The 24,514-nt window shown below is 47.8% G+C and carries 26 protein-coding genes; 8 read left to right on the top strand and 18 right to left on the bottom strand.

Annotated features, from left to right (window positions below; translation table 11 throughout):
- Positions 1 to 57: 57 nt before the first annotated feature.
- Positions 58 to 492, bottom strand: coding sequence for a GNAT family N-acetyltransferase (locus CWC22_RS09525; protein ID WP_138538275.1), 435 nt, complete (start codon positions 490 to 492; stop codon positions 58 to 60).
- A 114-nt stretch (positions 493 to 606) separates the two neighbouring features.
- Positions 607 to 1,629, bottom strand: coding sequence for a M23 family metallopeptidase (locus CWC22_RS09520; RefSeq protein WP_138538276.1), 1,023 nt, complete (start codon positions 1,627 to 1,629; stop codon positions 607 to 609).
- Positions 1,630 to 1,803: 174 nt separating this feature from the next.
- Here CWC22_RS09520 and CWC22_RS09515 point away from each other — a divergent pair, with 174 nt between their 5' ends.
- Entirely contained in the window at positions 1,804 to 2,574 is a 771-nt protein-coding gene (locus CWC22_RS09515; protein WP_138538277.1) for a helix-turn-helix domain-containing protein, read from the top strand.
- 11 nt (positions 2,575 to 2,585) lie between these two features.
- On the opposite strand, the gene astB is transcribed toward CWC22_RS09515, so the two are convergent.
- Complete coding sequence (gene astB, locus CWC22_RS09510; protein ID WP_138538278.1) at positions 2,586 to 3,923, bottom strand: N-succinylarginine dihydrolase; 1,338 nt, start codon at positions 3,921 to 3,923, stop codon at positions 2,586 to 2,588.
- A gap of 353 nt (positions 3,924 to 4,276) precedes the next feature.
- Positions 4,277 to 5,263, bottom strand: coding sequence for a zinc-dependent alcohol dehydrogenase family protein (locus CWC22_RS09505; RefSeq protein WP_138538279.1), 987 nt, complete (start codon positions 5,261 to 5,263; stop codon positions 4,277 to 4,279).
- Positions 5,264 to 5,361: 98 nt separating this feature from the next.
- Between CWC22_RS09505 and CWC22_RS09500 the strand changes: the two genes are divergently transcribed.
- The 3 genes from CWC22_RS09500 (at position 5,362) to CWC22_RS09490 (ending at position 7,190) form a co-directional block, all read left to right on the top strand.
- A complete protein-coding gene (locus CWC22_RS09500; protein WP_138538280.1) occupies positions 5,362 to 6,255 on the top strand; it encodes a LysR family transcriptional regulator in 894 nt (297 codons plus the stop codon).
- A gap of 63 nt (positions 6,256 to 6,318) precedes the next feature.
- Entirely contained in the window at positions 6,319 to 6,837 is a 519-nt protein-coding gene (locus tag CWC22_RS09495; protein ID WP_138538281.1) for an RNA polymerase sigma factor, read from the top strand.
- Entirely contained in the window at positions 6,834 to 7,190 is a 357-nt protein-coding gene (locus CWC22_RS09490) for a DUF6768 family protein (protein ID WP_138538282.1), read from the top strand. The genes CWC22_RS09495 and CWC22_RS09490 overlap by 4 nt, the downstream gene beginning before the upstream one ends.
- Before the next feature lie 16 nt (positions 7,191 to 7,206).
- On the opposite strand, the gene CWC22_RS09485 is transcribed toward CWC22_RS09490, so the two are convergent.
- The 6 genes from CWC22_RS09485 to CWC22_RS09460 all read right to left on the bottom strand — a co-directional run bounded on the left by CWC22_RS09485 (position 7,207) and on the right by CWC22_RS09460 (position 12,846).
- Positions 7,207 to 7,599, bottom strand: a complete 393-nt coding sequence (locus CWC22_RS09485) for a hypothetical protein (protein ID WP_138538283.1) — start codon at positions 7,597 to 7,599, stop codon at positions 7,207 to 7,209.
- Positions 7,592 to 8,260: a flavin reductase family protein gene (locus CWC22_RS09480; protein WP_138538284.1), complete on the bottom strand. Its 669-nt coding sequence runs from the start codon at positions 8,258 to 8,260 to the stop codon at positions 7,592 to 7,594. The genes CWC22_RS09485 and CWC22_RS09480 overlap by 8 nt, the downstream gene beginning before the upstream one ends.
- 62 nt (positions 8,261 to 8,322) lie before the next feature.
- Entirely contained in the window at positions 8,323 to 9,885 is a 1,563-nt protein-coding gene (locus CWC22_RS09475; protein ID WP_138538285.1) for a cryptochrome/photolyase family protein, read from the bottom strand.
- Complete coding sequence (locus tag CWC22_RS09470) at positions 9,878 to 10,030, bottom strand: DUF2256 domain-containing protein (protein ID WP_125559426.1); 153 nt, start codon at positions 10,028 to 10,030, stop codon at positions 9,878 to 9,880. Before CWC22_RS09470 ends, CWC22_RS09475 begins: the two co-directional genes overlap by 8 nt.
- Positions 10,031 to 10,033: 3 nt before the next feature.
- Complete coding sequence (locus CWC22_RS09465) at positions 10,034 to 11,485, bottom strand: cryptochrome/deoxyribodipyrimidine photo-lyase family protein (protein WP_138538286.1); 1,452 nt, start codon at positions 11,483 to 11,485, stop codon at positions 10,034 to 10,036.
- Positions 11,482 to 12,846: a DASH family cryptochrome gene (locus CWC22_RS09460; RefSeq protein WP_138538287.1), complete on the bottom strand. Its 1,365-nt coding sequence runs from the start codon at positions 12,844 to 12,846 to the stop codon at positions 11,482 to 11,484. The genes CWC22_RS09465 and CWC22_RS09460 overlap by 4 nt, the downstream gene beginning before the upstream one ends.
- 157 nt (positions 12,847 to 13,003) lie before the next feature.
- Between CWC22_RS09460 and CWC22_RS09455 the strand changes: the two genes are divergently transcribed.
- The gene (locus CWC22_RS09455) at positions 13,004 to 13,837 is read left to right on the top strand and encodes an alpha/beta fold hydrolase (protein WP_138538288.1); all 834 of its coding nucleotides are present in this window, start codon (positions 13,004 to 13,006) and stop codon (positions 13,835 to 13,837) included.
- A 68-nt stretch (positions 13,838 to 13,905) separates the two neighbouring features.
- Here the strand turns inward: CWC22_RS09455 and CWC22_RS09450 are convergent, their stop codons facing one another.
- On the bottom strand, positions 13,906 to 14,346 hold the full coding sequence (locus tag CWC22_RS09450) for a hypothetical protein (protein ID WP_138538289.1): 441 nt from the start codon (positions 14,344 to 14,346) through the stop codon (positions 13,906 to 13,908).
- Positions 14,347 to 14,462: 116 nt separating this feature from the next.
- Here CWC22_RS09450 and CWC22_RS09445 point away from each other — a divergent pair, with 116 nt between their 5' ends.
- The gene (locus CWC22_RS09445; RefSeq protein WP_171045060.1) at positions 14,463 to 15,674 is read left to right on the top strand and encodes an endonuclease/exonuclease/phosphatase family protein; all 1,212 of its coding nucleotides are present in this window, start codon (positions 14,463 to 14,465) and stop codon (positions 15,672 to 15,674) included.
- A 269-nt stretch (positions 15,675 to 15,943) separates the two neighbouring features.
- Here CWC22_RS09445 and CWC22_RS09440 read toward each other — a convergent pair whose 3' ends face one another.
- From CWC22_RS09440 to CWC22_RS09415, 6 genes are all read right to left on the bottom strand, one after another.
- Entirely contained in the window at positions 15,944 to 16,882 is a 939-nt protein-coding gene (locus CWC22_RS09440; RefSeq protein WP_138538290.1) for a PD40 domain-containing protein, read from the bottom strand.
- 244 nt (positions 16,883 to 17,126) lie between these two features.
- Positions 17,127 to 17,756, bottom strand: a complete 630-nt coding sequence (locus tag CWC22_RS09435; RefSeq protein ID WP_138538291.1) for a DsbA family protein — start codon at positions 17,754 to 17,756, stop codon at positions 17,127 to 17,129.
- A gap of 45 nt (positions 17,757 to 17,801) precedes the next feature.
- On the bottom strand, positions 17,802 to 18,605 hold the full coding sequence (locus CWC22_RS09430) for a DUF2071 domain-containing protein (RefSeq protein ID WP_138538292.1): 804 nt from the start codon (positions 18,603 to 18,605) through the stop codon (positions 17,802 to 17,804).
- Positions 18,606 to 18,834: 229 nt separating this feature from the next.
- Complete coding sequence (locus CWC22_RS09425; RefSeq protein ID WP_230090638.1) at positions 18,835 to 19,710, bottom strand: hypothetical protein; 876 nt, start codon at positions 19,708 to 19,710, stop codon at positions 18,835 to 18,837.
- Between the two features lie 79 nt (positions 19,711 to 19,789).
- Positions 19,790 to 20,689 (bottom strand): NAD-dependent epimerase/dehydratase family protein, encoded by a 900-nt coding sequence (locus CWC22_RS09420; protein WP_138538293.1) that lies wholly within the window; start codon positions 20,687 to 20,689, stop codon positions 19,790 to 19,792.
- 122 nt (positions 20,690 to 20,811) lie between these two features.
- Positions 20,812 to 22,005, bottom strand: coding sequence for a serine hydrolase domain-containing protein (locus tag CWC22_RS09415; protein WP_138538294.1), 1,194 nt, complete (start codon positions 22,003 to 22,005; stop codon positions 20,812 to 20,814).
- Positions 22,006 to 22,433: 428 nt separating this feature from the next.
- Here CWC22_RS09415 and CWC22_RS09410 point away from each other — a divergent pair, with 428 nt between their 5' ends.
- Positions 22,434 to 23,144 (top strand): substrate-binding periplasmic protein, encoded by a 711-nt coding sequence (locus CWC22_RS09410; protein ID WP_171045061.1) that lies wholly within the window; start codon positions 22,434 to 22,436, stop codon positions 23,142 to 23,144.
- Positions 23,145 to 23,149: 5 nt separating this feature from the next.
- On the opposite strand, the gene CWC22_RS09405 is transcribed toward CWC22_RS09410, so the two are convergent.
- Entirely contained in the window at positions 23,150 to 24,010 is an 861-nt protein-coding gene (locus CWC22_RS09405) for a LysR family transcriptional regulator (protein WP_230090637.1), read from the bottom strand.
- Between the two features lie 126 nt (positions 24,011 to 24,136).
- Here CWC22_RS09405 and CWC22_RS09400 point away from each other — a divergent pair, with 126 nt between their 5' ends.
- Positions 24,137 to 24,511, top strand: coding sequence for an isochorismatase (locus CWC22_RS09400; protein WP_125559400.1), 375 nt, complete (start codon positions 24,137 to 24,139; stop codon positions 24,509 to 24,511).
- The last annotated feature ends 3 nt before the right edge of the window (positions 24,512 to 24,514 follow it).

Genomic DNA, 24,514 nt, shown 5'->3' with positions numbered 1-24,514 from the left:
TGTTCACCTACTGAATACTGGGCAGCTCAAGTATACTAACAGAGCTGCCCGCTGCTCTTACTTTTGACAAACCTGGTAAATATCAGAGCGACAGATCTGCATCAAAATACTGGGGTCGTCCGGCGTTTTGAACCCAAATTGCGCATACAAACCATGCGCATCCTTAGTCGCCAGCATAATTCTGCGTAAGCCCTGAAGGTCCGGGTGTTGCATAATGGTATCGACGAGCTGCTTGCTTAGCCCTTTGCCTCGATGTGACTCCACAATAAATACATCCGCCAAATAGGCAAACGTTGCCTTATCAGTGATCATTCGGGCAAACCCTACCTGCTCAGCCGTATCGGTGTAGACGCCAAAACACAAAGAATGCTCAATGGCCTGTTTCATGACCTCACGAGGGATCTCCTTTGCCCAGTAGGAATCTGAAATAAAATCGTGAATGAGATCAAAGTTGAGTCGTTTAGGATCGCAACTAATTGTATAGGCCGGCATTTTATACTCCCTAAAAATGGTGACATGATTGGTTTTTGTTATTGCCCCATTAAACCTTCGACCCCAACACTAAAGCAAGCACTTAGTTAAAAAGTGTACTGGTGTGCTGGCCAGTTACTTCCTCTGGATCACCTGCATACCACGGCTAATATGCACAGGGTCAGAATGCACGCCTTCACCCTCAACCCCTGTGAACTTAACAGGTAACCCCATTGCCTCATAAATTTCTGGACGATCCTGGAGGTGAAAGTGTAAATGGGGCTCACTGGTAAAGCCGTTAAACCCACATACCCCCAGCAGCTCCCCTTGACCAACGCGATCACCGGGTTTGACCGAAATTGACCCTTTTTTTAAATGAGCATAAAAACCATATTCACCGGGTGCATGCTTGATCACAACATGGTTGCCAGCAAAGTGACAACAAAGGAAGTCTATTAACCCAAACCCAGGTAGTGGCGCCTGAGCGACTCTATCAAACACCGAAATCACTTCCCCCGCTGCTGCCGCAACAATTGGCTGGTTAAAGCAATAATAATCCCGCACATCAAGGCCGTTATCCTTATGACGTGAATAAGTATGATCGACCATCACAAAGTCCAGTGCATATCTTTGCGAGAGCACATCCCAGGAGTGAGAGGTTGCAGGTGAGTTGCCGCCGTTGTAAACCAGCCAGCGACCTTCAAACGGCAAACGGTAACACACCTTATTTTTATATCCGGCAATGTCTGTTGCCCCTGTCGATACTCTTTTTCCAACCGACAGCTGACATACAAGTAGTTTAACTTGTTGAAATAGCAGTATGGGATTCAAAAGCGTCAGCGCCATAGAGGGAAGCGCCGTCAACACCATACCATAACGGCCAAGATAACGGTGAATGCCTGGACGAGGCCAGTTTAATCCGGGGTGTTGCTCACCGCCTTCGCCAAACTGATTAACGATATTTCTTTTTAATAGCCAGGCACTAAAAAAGTGTACAGAAAAGTACAAGCCCAACTTAGCTGGAACCGACAAACGGAACTGCCAGGCCCATTGACAGAGCAGCTGCACACCGATAGTTACGCATACTGCCATCACCATGGGGATCAGCCAGGTAAATGCAAACGCCTTATGCCGGCTTGATACTAACTCTTTCGCCATACTCTTTATTCCTTTACCTGATATTCAATAAACTGCTTACTGCCTGGCTGACACTCTAGCCATCCACGTAAGTCGGCACAATAGTTCAACAATAACAAGATATAAAGAACCATATTTTGATACTTAAACTTACACATTGTGATACCTTGATGCTTATATCCCGGAGTAATAAGAATGACCAAGGAGCTGAACAAGCACGTCGTCAGGCGCTGTCTTGATAAAATTAAATTACAATTAAAGGCCAGGGAGTTAACCTACCAGGACGTTGCCGGGTTGTTTGATGTGTCAGAAAATACCGTGAAGAGAATGCTGAACCAGGATGACATCAGCCTGAACCGGCTGTTAACACTGGCAGAACTGTGCGACCTGGACGCCACTGAACTACTGGGCAAGAGTGTAAAGGATACACCTGCACACACCTACTTTACGGCGCGCCAGGATCAGGCCTTTGCAAAGAATCCACATTTGTTAAGCTACTTTTCCCGGCTATTTTATCATCAGCAGACAGTAGAACACATTGCCACTGAGTTTAATTTGAGCGCGCTTTCCAGTTATCGATATTTACGGGCGCTTGAGGATATTGAGCTTTTAGCATTATACCCCAATAACCAATTCAAATTTTTAGTACATCCACCATTGGGGTTTGCACCAGATAGCCTGGTAATAAAGCAGTCAGTATGTAAACACATGTCGCAAACACTGGACGCTGTGATGGCCCCGGCGAGAACGCCAGAGCATCATGTCTTAATTAAGCCAATGAAGATGCCGCCCATACTACGGGATAAAATGTGGCAGGAATTACAAGATAGCGTCAGCAAATACGCCCACATATCAGAGCAGGCCTTTGCGCAGCACAGTGAGCAACCTGATTTTCAGGTCACTCTGGTTATGCACCCGCTCAATACCGACGTATTTAATGAAGCCCCCATCATTGCGTTGGACTAGCGCCCTTAGGCTTATACTTGTTGAAATGGGTAAATGGTGCCCAGGTTCAGCAGCTGCGTTAGTTCATCCAGTGCCTGCTGACTCTCAGTTAACAAACTTGGATCAGCCAGGTCATCCTCACTCAGTCTGTCACGGTAATGCCTGTTTACCCAGTCTGTCAAGCGCTGATAGGTGTGTTCATCCAGCAAGCATGCCTGATTCACCGCATTGAGTTCTTGCTCTGATAACGTCACTCTTAGTCGCAAACAAGCCGGTCCACCACCATTTTGCATACTTTGCTTAAGATCCATATATATTACTTCACTGATCGGGTTGCTGGCCTGACACAGCGCCGACAGATATTGCTCAACTTTCCCCACGGTCTGGCATTCCCCCGGCGCGATGATGGCCATACCGCCTGAAGGTAAACTGACCAGCTGGCTGTTGAAGATGTAGCTTTTTACCGCGTCTTCAACACTAATATCAGCATTCTTTACCTCAATTAGGTGAAGTGGCCTGTCACCCCGATATGCGGAGTTTATCTGTTCAATCACCTTTTGCTGCTGATAAAAGGCTTGCTCATGAAACAGAAAAACATTCTCATTGCCTATGGCTATGACATCGTTATGAAACACACCCTGATCGATCACTTCAGGGTTCTGTTGAATATATAAGGTGTTATGCGGGTCGAGCTGGTGACTTCGCGCTACCGCCTCAGACGCCTGACGAGTTTGTCGCGCGGGGAACAGCTGTGGCTTAACCTGAGTATGAGCATCTTCACCATAGACAAATAACGCCAGCCCCTGATGTCCGTAGCTGTCAGCCAGTCGAGTATAGTTAGCTGCCCCTTCATCACCAAACATCGGATGCTGAGGCAACGCGTCATGATGACTGAAATAGTCATTGTTGTTAAAAATACTTTTTAAAATCTGGCTGGTCTGAGGCGCTTCGATAGCCCGGTGCAATTTATTGTTTAAGTTTGCAGACGTAAGGTGCACTTTGCCATCTGCACTATCGCAACTGGGTGATACCGTCGCCGCATTCGCAGTCCACATCGAAGACGCTGAGTAACAGGCTTTAAGCAACTGAGGCTGCGATTTTGCAGCCTGGCTGATCACCTCTGCGTCTGTACCACTAAACCCACATACTCTGAGGGTACGCAGGTCAGGACGAGCATTAGGCGCTATGACGCCCTGGTGTAAACCAAGCTGAACCAGGTGCCACATTTTTTCGAGCCCCTGTAATGCCGCCTGTTTTGGGTTGGATACTTTGTTGGCATTAGATTTGGATGCCACATTGCCATAAGACAATCCCGCATAATTGTGTGTTGGGCCGACCAGGCCATCAAAATTTACTTCGTAATAGTTCATGTTGCCCCCTTTTGGTGCAGAGCGCCTTTGTTTTGCTGAGCATTGCACCAGATTGGTTATTCTTGTTCTGTTTTCAACTTAGAAAATGAAATAAAAAATCAATACTATTCATAAGGTTACTATTATGCCTATGCACGTTAGCTCAAAGGTAAGTTCAAAACATGTGCCAGCAGACAAAACTTCTATAAGTTAGTCGTAATTCAATCAATATGACAAAAATTTGAGCGTGAAATGACAAAAAGAAAACAGTCGTGTGAGGGGCAATTAAACTAGCTGTTTTAAGTACAGGCTGAGTGCGATACACCACACTCAACCCGGGGATCTTTAAAAATTAAGCGCTAAGCGCGTATTCGTTAAACGTCAATTACCACTTTGCCCATCGCCTGACCACTTTGCAGTCGCGCATGCGCAAGACCAGCTTGCGACAACTTAAAATCTTGCTCATCCAACACGGGTACAAGCGCTCCGGCTTCAACTATGGTTGTCAGGGCATTCAGGGTCTGGTGATGATCTTCACGTTTATGGTTATGCAGCATAGGGATCAGCATAAAGACCACGTGCAAAGACAGTCCTTTAAAGTGGGCCACTGACAAGTCAAGATCCACCATAGCCACAGTCGAAGCGACATGGCCGTTCAATGCGGCGGCTTCGAACGAGTTGGCCATATTGGCGCCGCCCACTGAGTCAAAGACCACATCGAATCCTCTGCCGTCGGTATGTGTGGCTACATAATCTGCAACTTGTTCAGTTTTATAGTTAATCGGTACCGCGCCCAGGCGACTGATCAGCTCAAGTTGGGCATCGCCGCCACCGGTCGAGTATACTCGTGCACCAAAATGTTTAGCTAATTGCACGGCAACGTGTCCAACACCGCCAGAGCCGCCATGTACCAGCACTTGCTGGCCAGCCCCTATCCCGGCCCGTTGCAGCCCTTCATAAGCCGTGATCCCTACTAAAGGCAAAGCAGCCGCTTCTCGCATGCTCAGATTACTGGGTTTTCGCGCAATGAGTCGGGCATCGGCCAACATAAATTCCGCCAGTGCGCCTTGTAAGTCAGCCAGACCACCGGCACACCCATAGACTTCGTCTCCTATGGCAAAGTCCGTTACACCCTCTCCAACTTCAACCACGGTACCCGCAAAGTCCATCCCGAGTACGGCTGGTAAGGCCGGTGACAAAGGCAAGGCTTCACCCATGGTACGTATCATCGTATCAACCGTGTTGACGCTGCTTGCCGCTACTTGCACCAGAACATGACCTGCCACCACTTGAGGTTTAGCCACGTCAGTTAAGGAAAATGCTGCCTCTTCACCATATTGATTTAACACCATTGCTTTCATAATTATGCTCTCCTGTATTGATGACTAAAACTATACTTGCCTTTTTATTTATTGATAATAGACTGAATTTAATAATCACTTTATACATTTCGTTAATAATGAACATTGAGCATCTCAAGTTGTTTGTGCGCATCGCTGCCACCTGTAACATTAGCCAGGCAGGCCAGGATCTGGGGTTGTCAGCCGCTGTCGCAAGCAGCCATATTAGTAAGCTCGAAACCGACCTCGGGGTTAGACTGCTACATCGCACAACACGCAAAGTGTCTTTAACCGAAGAAGGGCTGGCGTTTTTGCCCCATGCCGAAGATGTGTTGAATGGGGTCGAGGCCGCGCGAGCCGCCATTGGCGCCGGCAGTACAAAGCCCAGTGGAACGCTGAGGTTAACCATGCCAGCATCCTTTGGCAGAATGCATATCTTGCCGGCCCTGCCCGGCTTTTTTGCCCGGTATCCGGAAATTAAACTCGACCTGAAGCTATCCGACACCATTTCCGATTTGGTCGAGGGCGGCTTTGATCTCGCAATACGAAATAGCGCACTCAAAGACTCTACGCTGGTTGCCAAAAAACTGACCACAGACACCCGATTACTCTGCGCCTCACCGGATTATCTGGCCAAAAATGGGCATCCGGAACACCCAAGAGACCTGTTGGAACATGCCTGTATTACCCTGGCCGGGTTGGAACATTGGTCCTTTCAGACGCCTCAAGGTCATCAAACCATTAAAGTGCAAGGTCAGCTACGTGCTGATAACGGAGACGCCGTCAGAGAGGCCTGTCAACTGGGGCTCGGGATCACCATTAATTCCCGCTGGAGTGCGTATGAAGCATTGCGCTCGGGTCATCTTGTTGAGGTATTGCCTGACTATCCGCTCGAATCTAATACTGCTATCTGGCTGGTGTACCCCAGCTCCCGATTATTGGCGCCCAAAGTGCGCGTTTTTATCGATTACCTGGTGAGCTACTTTGGTGAAATCCCCTATTGGGAAAAATAATTTGCTGCGCGTGAACCTTTTTACATGCTGCGCCGTCTTGTAAGAAAAGCCCAAAGGAACAGCATGGAACCATCAAAGGCCGCATTACTGGTATTGTCTGCCCAACAGGGTAACCGGCGTGCGTTCGAATCCTTATGCGAAGCGTTTTATCAACCAAGCTGGCGGTTTGCGATGAAGCTCAGTGGCCAAAGTGCCAGTGCCGATGATATCTGCCAGGATGTCTGGACTAACATCGCCAAAAAGCTCAATCAGCTCAAAGAGCCCAGTGCATTTCGTGCCTGGGTGTTCCGCGCCATTTACCGTCGCTTTGTCGATCTTAAACAGGCAGAACATCGTTTCGAAGAGACCCAGCCGACGCAGGCATTCGAGACACCGGATCTGGATACCTCGCTGAGTATCCTGACGCTGATAAACCGGCTGGCCGATGAAGAGCGCCACTGTGTGTACTTATTTTACTTAGAGCAAATGTCACTCAGAGACATTGCCAATATATTGGATGTCCCTCAGGGCACCGTTAAATCAAGATTAAACCGCGCACGGGCACAATTGCGTGCCATGGTTAACGAGGAGCAAACAGCATGAATTTAGACAAAGAAATAAGTAAAGCATTACAGCAAGAACAAAATCAGATAGATCCCATTCTTGCTCAGGAAAAAGGCCTGTTCACTATGCTGGGTAACGTGTATCAGGGCAATACCCGTTTCTGGGTGATCCTGGCTTCAATCAGCGCCCTGCTGATCACCATCGGCTTTGTGTACAGCGGCTATCGGTTTTATATCGCCACCGCAGTCATGGATCAGGTATTCTGGGCTGTATGGTTTATCGCCGGATTGCTTGTACAGATCGCCACCAAACTTTGGATTTTCATGGAAATGAATCGTCAGAGTGTCCTAAGAGAAATAGCGCACCTGGCAGTAAGACTTCAAGCCAAATAATTGTCGGGCCCTGCCTTTAGCGCGAAACTGTAGGCGGGGCTTTATCACATACTACTTTGCCAAATACGCTGGCATCAACTTCAAGACAGTGCAATCCATCAGATCTCGATATCACGGCATCACTGCATCGCTTTTCATGCACCACAGGCTGACCGTTGGGTTCAACCCGGTAACGTCCGCCTTTACACAGGGCGAGTGCTTTATTATGCCAGCGCGCCAACAACGAAGTGGTGTCGTCTTCAGAGCCGGACACCGACACAATATAAACACCAGCCTCCTGGGTATCGGTTACCGCTATTTTTGGCCCGGCCAGTGCCACACATTTGAATGACACTACCAGAGCAACGGCCATCCCATGTGCCATCTTTTCTAATGTCAGTGCCTCTTTGATCTTAAAATCCTTATTCACGCTCAGTAATTTGCTCCCCATTCAGGTTGAGTTGTCTGGGTGGGTGCTCAGGCTTGGCGTAGCTCAGTCGGCCAAGCCTTCGTGTTTCATGATAACTATCCAGTCCGGAAATGGCCACGGTATTCAAAGACTCAATGTCGATGTAGCCATCCGCTTTAATGCTATCTTGCGGCAGTTGAATATCAATGATCTCTCCGATCACTAAGATAGTGCCATTGATCTCCAGTTTCTGTACTTCTCGTAATGCCAGAGCAAATTTCAACTGACTTTGTGCCACATAAGGCGCTGTGATGCCATCAACCTGCTGCATGTCCAGTCCGACCTCTGAAAACTCAGACACGCCCGGGGCGTACCGCGCCGAGGTTTGGTGGGCTTGCTGCCAAATAGTCGAATTAACATGGTTTAGCGTGTAATGACCAGTGGCCCGGAGATTGCTCAGTGTGTCTCTGGGCACTGTATCAGGGCGGATGATCATGCCTATCAGCGGCGGATTAGCACCGATATGAAAGACCGAGCTGACAATAGCCAGATTAGGGTTGCCTTGTGTATCCTGGGTACCGACCAGATTGGCACTTTTAAATCCAGACAAGCTGTTTATCAGTCGTGCCCTTACCCGCTCTTGCATATTGGCTATGTCTTCCCGGCTGAGCTGTTTGATCATCTTTATAAATTCCTCATTTTTCGGTGTTTCTGTGTGCTGTTACGTTTGTTTTGACGTCAGTATTAAAGCTGTTCGATATGGTCGAGCAAGTATTGAGCGCGTGTGAGCACGGCCTGCTTATCTTCATCAGACTTTTTCAGCCAATTGCTGTACACCATTTTTGTACGCGGGTTACTGGCGAATTGTGTATGGTGCTGCTGCATAAAATGCCAATACAGGGCGTTAAGCGGACAAGCAGACTCAGAGACCGTTTCAGTCACTTTGTAAGCACAGTCGCCGCAGTAGTCACTCATTTTTTTAATGTAGTTTCCGCTGGCTGCGTAAGCCTTGGAGCCAACAATGCCCCCATCGGCAAACTGGCTCATACCCCGGGTGTTTGGCATTTCCACCCACTCTATGGCGTCGATGTAAATCCCCAGGTACCAGGCGTCCACCTGATCTGGGTCTATGCCAGCCACCAGACAGAAGTTGCCGGTGACCATCAAGCGTTGAATATGATGGGCATAAGCAAAGGTCAGAGATTGTGTGATAGCGTGACTGAGACAGCGCATTTTGGTCTCGCCCGTCCAGAACCAGGCAGGCAAGCTGCGTGTGGCCTGCAAATGATTGAGCTCAGCATACTTTGGCATGTTGACCCAATAAATGCCCCTGACAAACTCGCGCCAGCCAATGATCTGGCGCACAAATCCCTCTATCTGTGCCAGGCTGATGGCACCCTGAGACTGCTCAAATGCCGCAATCGCTGCATCTACCACCACTTTAGGGCTGAGAATTTTGGCGTTAATGGCAAATGATAAGCGAGAATGATACAAACTCCAGCCCCGATCTTCACCCAGCTCGATCAGTTTGCCTGTCATGGCATCCTGAAAGCGCCCGAATGACGGTAAACAATGCTGGCAGAAAAACGTCAGTAACGACTTCGCCTGCACACGGTTAACGGGCCACAGCAGATGCTCATCTGCCTGCCCCATGGTTTTAACCTGATGCCGCTTGAGCCGCGCCAAAATATCACCAACATCGTTAGCAAACACCAGCGGCTCAGGTATCTCAGCAAGACCGGCCGCTTTTAGCTTGTTGCGGTTGTCACTGTCGAAATTCCATTGTCCGCCAAGCGGTGCTCCATCAACCATAAGCACATTAAACTCACCCCGCATCTTGCGGTAGAAATGCTCCAGACGATGCCGTTTATCGGGCTTAAAGTAACTGCTAAGCTGGTCATTAGCCAGATAGAAATGTTCAGTATCATAGACACTTGAAGTAACTGACAGTGTGTCACTAAACTGTGCCAACTGAATGCGTAACCGATATTCATCCGGCAACTGATAGGCAAAGTGACCGATATTGTGCTCCCTGATCAGGTGGGTCAGTAGCTCAGGTAGCGATGCAAAGTCCCGCGTATCATCCAGTGTCAGATGTAATACATGGTGCCCAGCCGACTCAAGTGCCTGTGCGAATGCTTTCATTGCAGCAAAAAACGCGCATATTTTCTGGATATGGTGCCGAGTGTAATTGGTCTCCTGATGCAGTTCGGCAATAACATAAAGTACCTCATCGGACTTTTCTGTATACCAGCTATGACCTGCATTAAGCTGATCGCCCAGGATCAATCTAAGTTGTTTACTCATGTGTTTCTCTGTTTTTTTGCCTGTTGCCCGCACATCGTTTGGAGCAATATTTCACATTGGGCCAGTCGCGTTGCCATTTTTTGCGCCAGGAAAAAGGACGCAGGCAAACCGGGCAGGTTTTTTCTGGTAACTGGGATTTCTTCATACCTTAGCTCGGACGTACATGTCGTTTCAGGATCCGCTGGGCTTCTATTTTCACTTGAGGCCTTTTGCGCCATTGCCACAGTAACTCCTGCGCAGCTTTATAGCTTAGCTTTAAATCGACAATGGGCTCAGGATAATCCTCACCAAGCACCACGCCATACATTAGCTGCTCCATCGGCGACAGCTCCCAGGGTTTATGAACCAAAGGAGCTGGCACATCTTTGAGTGCCGGCAGCCAGACTTTGACAAACTCACCTTGCGGGTCTTTTTCTTCGCCCTGCTTAACCGGACTATAAATGCGAATGGTGTTGATGCCTGTCACACCTGCCTGCATCTGAAACTGGCTATAGTGAATACCCGGTTCGAAATCTAAAAAGACCCGGGCAAGATGGGCAACCCCCAAACGCCAGTCAAGTTCTAGGTGATGGCATAAGAAGCTCACCAGCATAGCGCGCATACGGAAGTTGATGTAACCCGTGGCGATCAGGCACCGCATACAAGCGTCCACCATAGGAATACCAGTGTTCCCCGTTTCCCAGGCAACCAGCCTTTGTTGGGCTTCCTCCCCGGTGCAGCGAGGCAAGAGATCATAACCCCGATTAATGTGCCGAAACTCCATATCACATTCGCTTTCGAACTTCTGAATGAAATGACAATGCCAGTGCAGCCTGGAAGAAAAGGCCACCAGAGTGCGACGCCAGCCCACCATTTGCCAGTGAGCTAGCACACTCTGGTACACCTGACGCAAACTGATATTGCCCCAGGCCAGGTAAGCAGACATACGCGAACACGCATGCTGGCTGAGTAACGGGCTGGATAAACTATAGGCATACCCTTTACCTCGTCCCTGGTAGAACTCGGCTAAAATACGGTGTGCCTGAGTTTCACCACCTGGCTGAAAAGTTCCCGGCGGTGCATTAAAGCGTTGTTGAATATCGCTCAGTTGAGCACAAGTCGTGTCTGTTGAAAACCAATTTACTTGTGACAAATCAGGATCAGCACAGCGTTCACGCATAGTTTTTTGCCATCGCTTATCCCAATTTTGCCGCTGTCTAAGCCCTCTTAATACTGCGCCACAACGAGACTCAACCCAGTTAATCTCCATCGCCGCACACCAGGTTGCGACTGCCTTGTCCCGTTCAAACGTGTTCGCCAGACCGATTTCCTGATGAGAGTACAGTCCGGCGATTTGGTAGGTCTCGTGGACCTGCTGTAAAGCGTCTAATGCTGGTTTGTCCGATACCCATAAAGACCCTTGCGGAACCCGCCCATTGATGTCCTGTAAAGACTGCAAAACAAACTGCCAATGGCGAGCCGAATAATGTGGGTCGTCCAGTAACATGGGTTCAAAGCAATATAAGAGTAGTACGGGATGACCGCTTTGAATGGCCTGACACAAAGGCGCGTGATCGGATAACCTTAAATCACGCTTGAGCCAGACGACCGCCACACTCATACGTCTTCCTCAGCAAACGTGGGCCAGTCTGCTGCATCCACACTATCCACAGATGAAACGCCCTGCTCACCGCGCCACTTTTGCACGAACAGACCCTGCTCGTCATACAATTGACCCTGTTTTTCAATATTAAAATGGCGCCCACCACACGGGTCGACACCCACCCCAGCTATATACTGCCAATTGCCCCAGTTTGAAGCGACATCATGATCGAGCAACTGCTGCTGGAAGTAGGCAGCACCATAACGCCAGTCCAGCCCCAGTTCATTCACAAAGTAACTCGCAGCAATTTGCCTGCCCCGGTTTGACATGTATCCCGTTTCATTAAGCTGATTCATCAGTGCATTCACCAAAGGCGCAGGCGTATTGCCCTGACACCAGCGCGTATAACGTTCAGGCATAAAAGTGGTTAGGGGTTTAGATTTGGCCAGCCCCTGAAATCGAAAAAGTTTCGGCCCAAGCTTTAGGCAAAGCCACTGGAAATATTCACGCCACAGCAGTTCAAACTTGATCCAATAGGTCGACTCGTTCGCCACAACCTGTTTTTCAAATGCTTCTGTCGCCCACCAAACCTGGCGCGGCGACAGATTACCTAACGCCAGATAGGGACTCATTTTGGTTGAGTTGAGCCAGCCATCCAGCGCGTTGCGGGTTTCTTTGTATCTGCGGGCCACACCACTGTCGAAGTAATCCCTAAGATGAGCTTGCGCGGCTTCCTCCCCGGCGGGAAAGTCCAGTGGCACTCTGGTTTCAGTCAACCGATCCTGGCGCTGTGCGTGCCACTGATGCAATATGCCCTGCTCGTTGGCACTGCTTACTGTGATAAGGGGGGCAGGTAATCGCGATGGGTCGAAGCGACACGATGTTACTACCGACAGAGGTGCTTTTTCTACGCGTTTTCTGAACTGAGTAAAGTTACCTAAATCGCGGCTCACAGTTTGTACCTGGGTGTGCTCAAACAAAGTATGCTGCCAGAAGCTGTGCAACGGGATAGCCCCCAACTCCTTGCGTATTTTTAGCACGGACTTACGCTCATAAAGCCCCACCGGTTCGGCGCAAATCACCTGATCTATCTCGTATTTTGACACCAGGTGTGGCAAAACCTGATGTGGCTCACCTTCAACAACCAACAAACTATGGCCACAACTATCTAGTTGGCTGCTGAGTGTTAATAGTGAATCAGCAATAAAAGTTGCCTGCCTGTCGCCGAGCAACTTGCAATGATAGTTTGTCTGGATGCGATACCTTGGGTTTATCACATAAACAAACAGTATGTGGTCACTGTTTTGAGTGGCAAAATCGAGTGCCAGATTGTCGTCCAGCCTGAGGTCTTGAGTAAACCAATAAAGCGTTTTTTTCACGCGCAGCCCTGTCGGATTATTAGCATGCCTTGTCTTACGGACTGTGCAGGGAAAAAGTTCAACAGAAAGCTTTCATTAATTATTGAAAGTTCAGTAAACTCTGCACCATGCTACTCATCAGCGGTCTAAATAACAATCAACAACAGGAACTTGCACTATGAACAAACTCACCGCCGCCGTGCTTATTGGCGCAACATTTTCGGGCCATGCCGCCCAGCACCAACACGAATACCACTATACAGAGATTGCCGGGAAGAAAATCGCCTATGCGTGCCAGGGCGAAGGCAAAGTCACCGCCCTGTTGGTATCCGGTATGGGCCTGGATGCACACACAACTTATAAAAATACCTACCACAACGCCAACCCCAAAGGCTACCGGCTGTGTTTTTACGACCGCGCAGGGTATGGTGAGAGTCAATATGACAACCCCAAAGTCAGAACCATGACCGAACTGCGTGATGAGCTGGCCGGGCTGGTTGAGCACCTGAAGATAGAGTCACTGGTCCTGGTGCCCCATTCTTTCGGCGGGTTTGTTGCACGTGCCTATGCCAGCAAATATCCGGATAAAGTGAAAGGCCTGGTCCTGATAGACACAGCACATGAGTCCTGGTACGACGCGATGAAAGCGCAGATGTCAAAACCAGGCTGGAACACGATGAAAATGATTATCAATTGGGAGCGCGAGCATAATTCGTTCGAAGATTTTGAGGAAGCCTCAAGCCACTCTACGCTCTATACAATAAAAGCAGACTTACCTGTTACCGTGCTTTCTCGTGGTATCCCGCACGTGACAATCAGACAAACCAAAATGAGTTACCCGGATATAGACGTTTACACGCAAACCTGGAATGACGCCCAAAAGAAACTGGCTACACTGAATCAAAATACCGAGGCAGTCACGATGAAATACGCTTCGCACCTATTTGATGAATCAGACCCCTGGATTGCGATAAAACACATAGAGGCCATGGTAGCAAAAGCCAGGCTCTGAGTTTGATGACCTCGCACAGGGCACTCTCAAGTGCCCTGCCCTTTGTGCCGGCCCGGAGTGAACAAAAGCTAGTCTGCGCGATGTTTTTTCACCGCCCGATAGCCCAGCCAGTAGCACAATCCAACAAGCAACCAGGCAACACCAACCCACAATACCGCATTGCTGATTTTCTCAGGATGGCGGACAAACAACTGAATTGGCAACAAACCACGAATGATGCACACCAAAGCGATGCTATATATCCCGACGTTAAGCAAGGGTAATCGCCGCATGAGTCCGGTTGCAGAAAAAGCATAGCAGCCCAGCACAATAAAAATTGCAGACGCCGCGATGGTGGCTAAAGGCGCCAGCATAGTGCCTGCCTGCGCCGACTCTACAACAAAAGGCGGTGCCATTTGCGCGGAATAGCACTGTGGACCGAAATAAATACAGGATAAATGCGCACCAGCAACCATCCAGGCGCTCAGCGCAGCAAACAACAATAAAGCGATACCATATCGACGACCCATGCAGGCAAGCTCCTTATATAACCTAGACTTAGAATCAAACATCCAACGAAATATTAACACATCTTCTTGTCGAAAAACGCTATAGTTAAGCCAGTTTTAATTTGATCAGGCAAACAATGAAAGCAAATTTTTTACCTGTCGTGCTAGCAACGGCTATTTTGAGCATAGGCTGTCAGAGCACATCAACCAATACGGCCTCTGAAAAAATGTCGGAAGATAATCAAACGCTACGAGTAGCGACCTTTAACGTCAGTATGGAAGCAACCAATTACGATATGACAAACCACACAACGCCATCGGATAATGCATTAACCGTAGCGTTAAAAAGTGGGGATTTTAGTCAAATCAACAATATCGCTGAGATCATCCAACGTACCCGACCTGATATTATTCTGCTAAACGAGTTCGACTACATTGCAGATCCCCAGCAAGGCATTCACCTGTTCCAGCGTGATTATCTTGAAGTATCTCAGAACGGTTTTGATCCAATTAAATATCCCTACGTGTATCTGGCACCGGTTAACACTGGCGTAGAGACGCCGTTTGCTGGCGACAAAAATGCCCGTCTGACACATTATGGCTTTGGCAAATATCCTGGCCAATATGCCATGGTGTTGTTATCCAGGTATCCCATTCAGCAGGATCAGATCAGAACTTTTCAGCACTTTCTGTGGAAAGATATGCCAAACAATCTGATGCCAGCGCAGGCGGATGGCAGCAGCTGGTACTCAAAAGAAGAAGTCTCGGCCATGCGCTTGTCATCCAAGTCGCATTGGGATATTCCGGTACAAGTTTGCAATCAGCAAATCAACGTGTTAGCCAGTCACCCAACGCCTCCCGTTTTTGACGGACCCGAGGACAGAAACGGTAAGCGTAATCACGATGAGCTCAGGCTGTGGAAGGATTACATTAGCTCAACCGGTAACGCCTACATATACGACGATATGGGTCAACGCGGTGGATTTGCCGCTCAGTCATTTGTCATTTTAGGTGATTTAAATGCCAGCTCTGTCGATGGCGACGCATACCCTGGAGCGATTGATCAGTTACTAAAACATCCGCGTGTGAATCATTACCCGGCTCCTACCTCTGAAGGTGGACGACTCAATAAACCGGATAACAAACATGCTGCCTCACATACCGCACACTGGGGCATGCGCGCAGACTATGTGTTACCGTCTGCCAACCTGACCGTCAGTGACAGTGGTGTATTTTGGCCTGCAAAGAGCCAGGCTGGCGCAGAGCTTGTAGCCGACAGAGCATCCTCTTCTGACCACCGTCTGGTATGGGTCGATATCATGCTGCCGGACACACATTGTGACAACTAGCAAGACAGGCTAACGGGTTTGGCTGTTTTTGGCTAAGGCACAATGAATATCAGTGCCTTACCAACCCTCACACAATGTACAAGAAAGCCATTAGCAGCTTTAACTGATTTGGCTTTCTCTAAAACGGCCTTCTGACACCATCGAATTCGCAAGGCGCTTTTTGAACATATAATCCAATAATTCAAACGATCATAATTGCAGGTTAGGTCGATCCACCTGATCCGGCAAAGCACTCTAGGCGAAGTTAAAATCAACGCCTTGTGTTATGATCACAACCGTTCAGAATGTAGCCCTTCGAAATAGGTCGTTTTTAGTTTATCTATCACACTCGTGCTGACCCAATAAATGTTTGAAATACCGCCAGGCTCATTATATCGACCAAAAAAGAGGTATTTGCCATCTGGTGTGACACGCGGTACGGTTTCGGAATGGGGTGTATTAATAAGGGTGCCCAAATTTACGGGTTCAGACCACCCGCCGTTTTCCTTTCTGAAATACACAAATAGATCGCTGTCTTTTCTGCTGGCATCCTTTCTGTGTCTTGCATTTACCAGCAAGTAATCATTATCTGGTGACATAAAGCCATGGATCCCAAACGCGATATCCATTGGCCTGGGTGGCGAGATATGCCCGGCATTATTTTCGGCAATATACATCTTTCGTTGTTTCATGTTGGTAAAGATCAAATCGCCATTTCTCGCCTGGTTAAAGTCAGACAGGCGGCCAGTATTCAGTGACAACTCCCACCTTTTAGCTTCTTGGCTGCTTTTATTTCGAGATACGTACCAGATGCCAGAGTCTTTTGCATTGGCTTCACGCGCGGTAAAGTACACTCTGTCTTCATTCAAACTCACATAGGGGACCAACTCATAAGCCATTTTGCCCTGGGTGAAATTCGCTTTTTCAGGTTTTGTCCAGCGTCCTCCTGCCAGCTTTGTATGGTAAATCTGTGGGTAGGTATCTGCTCCCTCAACCACATCTAAAGCGGTAAAGTACATTTCTCGCAGATCCGGAGAAAACGACACCCCAAACTCATATCGACCTTCAAGAGATACCAGATCAGGGGCAAACTGCTTTGGCTGAGTGCCTGGCGGTTTTTGACCCAACCATAATGTATCACAGATTTGGGTTGGCTCTGCAGCACTAACATCAGCGACCATCGCACTTACAACAAATAAAGATTGTAAAATAGTTTGGCTTATTTTCATGGTTTTGCCCTTAAGCTCTTTAATACCTAAGGACAATGTATCAGGTTTAATGCAATACTCCGTGTAAACTAATGTAAAACCTGTACCCACAAATTTTTATCTGAACATGTGAAAAATGCTCGTAGCTCCAAAGCAGAGATCTTCTTTGGCAATACCATGGATAGCGTACTTTACTTGCAAAAACTCCAGCAAGTACTCGCCTGAAAAGCAGCCAGCCTGCGATAAACCAGCTTGTATTTGAACTTTATGACTTGGTGTAGGTCTTCAATCGCTGCTCCAACTCTTCAGCGAAGCAAAACCCCAGAGTTAACGGATAAGCGTACCCATTTTCATTAATGTAAAACAGTGCCGGAAAGCCTGTTACCTGAAGCTGTCGTGCTAAATCTAAATGCTGCTGAAATTGTGCTTCAGTTTCAGCAGCGTGCAATACCGATTCAAACTGCACGCCGTCCAGACCAATGGCCGTTGCACACCCAACCAGAGTGGCATCTAACGAAGGGTTTTTAGCTTGCTGATAATAGGCTGCCTGAATGGCCTTGGCCATGTCCATTGCGCCATGCTCTTGTATACCTTGCTCTCTCAGGCTTTGTGCAGCAATGACCGCTCGACAAGCCTGATAGGTTGCACGCACAGGGGTGTTAAGATGCCAAAAGTCATGATTAAAAGTAACCGATGTTCTGCGCTCTATTTCAACCCAATACGAAGCAATCGTATCTTTTAAGCTCTGCGCCATGGGCTGCGTCGTATCTGGTGCCAGTCCCCCCATTACCCAGTTCACCTGTGCATCGGGATAAGGAGTTAAAAACCGCTCTAATTCAGGTTGAAATCCGTAGCACCAGCCACACATAGGGTCCATTACATAGATAAATTGCATTGTTTTCTCACTTTGGTGTATTACCCGACGCAACCCTGTTGCAAATCAAGCATTCTCCGGGCTGGCTTTCAATACTTTTGGAGGCAGGTAAATCGTAAACTCGTTGACTGGTTCCACTAATACACTGTGTGGCTTTTGCTGCTCCGCGTCAGAGACCAGGCCCAGACGAGAGAGTAAACCAAAGTTCGCGGATTTCAAAATCGCAGAACAAACCTTGAGTTCTTTGTGCCATACGCTGTAAGTGCCCAGACGACCATCACGCCGGTAGTAAAAACCAGTTAAAGGATGGGTCAGGTAAACAAGCCCTGTTTCTGTATCAGGAAAGCCGGATAACTCAATAGGCACATCTTTTTGCTGCATCAATTCAACACTGGCCGGTGCCCAGTGTGCCGTGGTATGCATCTTATAACGACGGTATACCCCCTGTGATTGGTCATAATCACAATCAAAAACCACTTTGCCACTATACCAGGGAAGCTTCCAGAGCATACTAGGCACAATGCGCGTCCACGAATCAAGTGTGGTACCAAGAAACCAAACACACCGCTCTCCAGATTCCTTGTCTATGATATAGATACGATAGTTGGTTTGCCCCATTGTGTACTTAGGGAAAGGATAAACAGCCGAAGTAAAGTCAACATCGATAAAAGGCACGACAGACACTAACCCCTTTTCCGCGCCATCTATCATCACGGTATCAAGCTTGAAGCGCGCCGGAAATAGACCAGCAAACTTGCGAGCATCAACAGCATACGTAATGATCGCAAAATGCTGAAGCTTACACAGCACATCTATGCCCGTAGGTGCAGGCCTCGGTTTTAAAAAATCTTTGAATGATAAAGAGTCCATAGGTCGCTCCTTCAGTGCACAACAAACGGCCTTGTCATTTCCCCTACAAGGCCGTTCCTTTATCCTACACGCGCCAACAGAATTAGTGAACTTATTGATCGTGCTGGTATAAAACTCGACTCCTACACCACATAATCAACCTGCTGAACCAAACCAGGTTTACCATTTTCATCGAGATAAAAACCGGACTTACGGATCGCGCCTTGTAACGCCCCATCCGTTCTGATATTCAGAGCGTATCAGCATTGTGTAGTGCAATTGCGCCTATATTGGCGTCCTGGAGTGACATTAACTCGTCCTGCTCTTTGTTTTTGACCCAGACTTTAAGGCTATCAAAAATATCGTCATTTTCATCAATGAAGCCATTACCATCATCGTCATATTGAGTCAGATCGGCAAATCCATTACCACTGAGCGCGCCAAACAGCTCTTTACCATCATCTATCTGATTGTTCTGGTTGAGATCCAATGCCAGATAGCCGTATCCCTTCTTCAGCTGAGCAAAATTGTCTTTATTGCCATCTGCATCAATATCAAAGTCCATACGTTCAGTATCCAGTTCAACAGCGCGATTGGTAAAGCTGATGATCAACGGGTCCTTCATATCAACATTCTCGATGGTTCGCTCATAGCTGGTATGGGATTGGGCAAATACGGATTTAAAGGCAAAACTAATTGTCTGGCCATTTTCCAGCTGAATTTGTCCATCTGCCTTAAAGGCGTTGGCCTGACTCTCGTGCGATAACCGCTCTACGATTACTTCTGTAGCGGGTGCTTGCTCTGACGAAGACATAATCTGTGACATCTCGGCATGCGAGATGTCTTTTCCGACCACAGCGTCGTACCACTGTACGTCACTTCCCGCAAGTTTTTCTACCAGTAACTTCAAGATGTACATTCTGGCACTGGTTTGCATATCCAGATCAGTGGCTGTATTGTCTACATCAGCCACCTCGCCCGCCATCCCTTGCTCACCATTACCCAGCTGTGCCGAATTGACGTTCTCAGGCCTGGGCAACTCAGTGATCTCTGTACGCTTTTCATAAACATGACTCTGACCCTCATGCTTGTTACTGATATTGACTTGTGCATTTTCAATTTTCATAGCTCCTCCGCTCCCATCCATGTAGTTTGATATCGGCAAGGAAGAACAAATATTGAGCAACAATTGATAGCAAATGTGTTTATTGGGCCCGAGTATCTCTGTATTGATTTATAGCAGGCAATACCTCGGCAAATTCTGCATCTAACATCTGCAGAACCTGCTCAAACCCATGCTCTGATCGCCAGCCAAGATGCTGCGCCGCCGCGGATGAGTCATATACTCTGTCCAATGAATCGGGTAAAGCCCAGTCGCGTTGTTCAAATGCCGAAAGCAGCCCAGGGCATCTTTCAGAAATAATTTCAGCGGCATTCAGGTATAAGCGTTTGCAGTCAGCGGGGCTAAAAGGCGTTTCGCCAGACACAATAAAGCGTTGAAAGCCTGGCAAGCGTCTTTCTACAGCACAAAGGTGCGCACTGGCCACATCCCTGGCATCAATTCCGCGTGTCAACCTGTAAACGGCCATCAAATCTGCAGGCTCGGGGAAACACCGGGACATTTGAAGCACAGTTACAGGTAAATCAAAGCGCTTAGCTATCTCAGCTAATTTTTGCTCTGCCAGTATTTTACTGTGGTGATAAATCGATTTAGGTTGCGGCTGAGTGTTCTCTGTAACCCAACCCGCCACTCCCTCAGGAGTCGATGCATAGCCATACAGTGCGGTAGTGCTGGTAAACACAAAGTGTTTTACATCTGCATCTATACCGGCTAGTGCCAACTGCTCTGTCGCATCTACATTGATGCTATGAAACGCACAGTCACCAACACGCCCTACATGTGGTGCGTGTAGAGCCGCAGTATGTATGATGACTTCTACGCCATGCAGCGCCTGATTAAGCAACTGGCTGTCTCTGATATCCCCGACAAAATCGGCTGTTGAACAAGGTGTTTTATCAAACCCAACTACCTGATGGTGCGCCATCAGTTTGATGTAGATGGCGCGTCCAACTCTGCCTGCTGAGCCCGTTACCAGCACTTTCATTATTTCAACCTTATGTGACTATTGAACAAAGAGCAGTTGCGGACTTTACAGCGGTTATTGAGCCACTTCAACAGACAACGCCGCGTCGGTGGACATTGTCTGCACTGTTAGTTGCTAAGTGGCTAGATAAAGGCCGGGATTACTCGCTCGGCCATTAACTGCAGTGTGCTGTTTTCTCTGCGACTGGCAGTCACGACCACAACAAGGTCAAGCTCTTCAATTAAAATGATATATTGGCCCCCGCCCCCCTGAGCCGATGCACTGTAAAACTGTCTGTCACCATTTTTCAACTCAGCGTTCCACCAGTAGTAGCCATAGCCTTGTTTTGACACATCTTTGCCACCACCAAACATGTCATCATCGCCCGTATAGAGCTGCGGGCTGACGGCCCTCGCAATGTATTCCTTAGGAATGAGCTGCTCACCCTGCCACACGCCTTTGTTTTGTGCCAAAGTCCCCCATTTAACCATATCCCGTGACGTCATATTGACCCGCCAGCCTGCTTCAGGCAGACCATTATCGGCGGTTTGCCAGTGATACGCATTGATATCAAGTTTATCAAGTAGTTCTTTTTTAATAAAAGCTTCAGCAGAGCCCGGTACCACAGCATCGATAACATGCATCACCAGCATAGGGTCATCCTGATATTTGAATGTCAGTGAGTCAGCACCGATTGGCGCACTGCGTTCTAACAATGCCTGTGCATGCTGCTGTCCCTTAAGCTGTTTGGAGATTTTTTCTAACGCCTCTTTTTGACTGTCATTAAGTCGGATCCCGGAACGCATGGTGAGCGCCATATTCAGTGTAATTTTATCGCTCCCCTTGGTAAGTTTGCTATGATCCAGATCCTTTAAAAAACTCACCAAAGGCTTGTCTAAATCGGCCATGCTCAGATAACCCAGCTGGATCGCCCGACCAAGCGCCAGGCCAGTGTATACCTTAGTCGCAGATGCCTGATAATGTGGCAAGTTGATACGGCCACGAGAAAAATAAGACTCGAAAACCAACTGCCCCTTATGTGCAATCAGTAAGCTGTCGAAATGCCCATGAGTGTTATTTTCTATCTCTTTGGCGAGCTTCACCAGCATGTCTTTGCGAATTTTGGTATTTAAGGTACCAACATTAACTCCGTCGTCCCTGCGTTCAGGTGATATATCAATAAAAGCCTGACTGAGTTCAGAAACATCCCGATAGCCGCCTTGCAGCTCTGCTGCGGTCGCTTCTGCTGGTTTGGTACAGTTTGCCGCAGCAATGCAGCTCACGCTGCCTAATATGGCGGCAGCAATAAAATGTCTAGCGAATGTATATTTGGTCATGTTAACCCTCCTGTTATCTACAGGTGGTTAAGCTAGTTAATTTCTTATCATAACACCTGATTTACCCATGACTTCTCAATGACTTTATCTTCATACCGAGATATAAACAGTAAAATCATATAGTTGTAGAAATCAATTCAAAATAAGCCCATCACCCTCCCAACCTTCTTATGCTCATGCCAACACCTGTTAAAGTAAAAAATCCTACTTAGCCTTTCCATAGAGCACGCAAAGCTCCCCCAATAAGTGGGTACTGAGATTTCAACTGAAAGCTCAGATAAACCACGCTGTGATTCATGACATTGCCGGACCGCTGTTTATTGACTAGACTCCCAATATCGCCACCAATTTACCCCGATATGCTACGCATTATACTTTTTTGCCTATCTGTGTTCTCGATTGATGTATTTTCAAGTAACGACAAGCTAGTGCTGATCGCAGGAGACAACTGGTGCCCGGTCAATTGTCGCGACTCAGACAAAAATAAGGGATTCATGATAGATGTGGCCACAGAGGCGCTCGCCATCTCGGGGTATGAAGTTCGTTATATTGAAATGCCCTGGCTCAGGGCCATTCATCAGGCCAGAGAAGGAAAAATACATGCCATTGTGGGTGCGTTCAAAGACGATGCACCAGATTTTCTCTTTCCAAAAGTGCCCATACTGAGACTCAGCCCAAACACTTTATTTACCCTGGCCGACAGTACATGGATATACAAAAACCAACACTCGTTGAATAAAATTCGCCTCGGCGCTGTGCAAGGATACGACTATGGCCATTTGTTGAATGCATACATCAAATCACATCGTAGTTCTCCCAACAAATATATTACGCTGATAACAGGTGATGATGTCGTGGCACGCAGCCTCAGATTATTAACCAGTAAACGAATAGACGCTTATGTTGATGCGGGCCCTGTTGTCTGGTATCAGGCCAAACAGCTCGGGATCAGTGACAAAATCAAATCTGTTGGTTCAGTCAGCCCATTGGAGCCAGCGTATATCGCCTTTTCTCCGCGCCTGGAAAATAGCGAACAATTAACTTTAGCACTCGACCTCGGTGTCCTCAGACTACAACTGGACGGCCGCCTGGCAAGTATTGCTGAAAAGTATGGGCTCAGAGATGAAAACTACCGATAATCAATTCATCCGTTGTGTATTAATAACTGCTCCTGAATATGCACACTTAGTGCATCTACACACACTTTTACAGCCATGGGAACATGTTTAGAAAAGGGGGTAAGTAAATACACCGGGTTTTCAGGCAAACTTTCATCTGGCAACAATGCGGTTACGTCGGGCAGTTCATTGTGTAAATAGAAACTCGGGATCAGACCTATTCCCGCCCCGCTACGGATCAAAGAGACAGTGCTATGAAATGCGTTCGTGATACAACTCACTTTAGGCCTGAACATCATAGACTCTCCATTACCTGAGACAAGCTGATGGGAGATCGATTCTCCTTCCCAGGCGTTTGCTACATAGGGCGTTTGCTCCAGTGATACCGTTTTAAAACGCGGATGTCCGCACAACACGTCACGAAATACCCCCAAACGTTTTTGTCTGAACGTACTATCTTTTGAAGCACCAATACGTATAGCGATATCAATATTGTGTGCCATTAAGTCCAGATGCTGGTCTTCGCAGGTTAACTTAACAATGACGCCAGGATATTGCCGCATCAACTTGGATATAACAGGTGCGAGCAATGTTTCTACCAGCGCATGAGGTGCAGTGATATGAACCTGCCCCTCCGGCTCACTTTGTTGAGCCTGAACATTGTCCCAGGCATCTGCTGCAATCTGATTGAGTGCCTTACAGGACTCATAAAAACGTTTGCCAGGTTCTGTTAGAAACTGCCGACGGGTTGTCCGCTTGATAAGCACGACCCCGAGGTCTTGCTCAAGCGTTTTTAAATGCTGGCTGACCACAGATTTTGATAAACCGAGTTTATCTGCCGCACCGGATACCGAACCGGCGTCTACGACATGAGCAAACAACGACATCTTTCCAAGTTGGCGCATTTTGATTGTGTGATTTAACTAAACAGTGTTTTTTATTATCACTGTTTTTCACACCAATTAAAACCTCTACACTGACCTTACTGAAAACAAAATATGCGAAATTACCTAATGACACCACAACAAGAACTTGACCTTTGCAAAGCAGGTATCGCTGCATGGCAAAATGCATTTAATAGTGGAGATGCGCGTGGTTGTGCTGAGCAATACTCGACAACCTGCACTATGCTGGCGCGGCCAATTGGCGAGTTTAACTCTCGAGAGGACATAGAAACTTTCTGGCACGGTATCATCGAGCAGGGCTTCTGCGATGTCATCTATACCGATGTAGTTTGGGAAAAGCACCCAGAAACGGGCTACTTACTGAGTGCCAACTGGACGATGAACAAAGCCTTTGGCAAAATTCATGCTGAACATTGGGTCGTTGAACAAGACGGTAAAGCCCGCCTGCACAGTGATGAATTTGAGATCCTGGGCGAACGTTAGTTC

The sequence above is a fragment of the Pseudoalteromonas rubra genome, from assembly GCF_005886805.2.
Lineage (GTDB): Bacteria > Pseudomonadota > Gammaproteobacteria > Enterobacterales > Alteromonadaceae > Pseudoalteromonas > Pseudoalteromonas rubra_D.
This window is presented reverse-complemented; position numbering and strand designations above follow the sequence as displayed.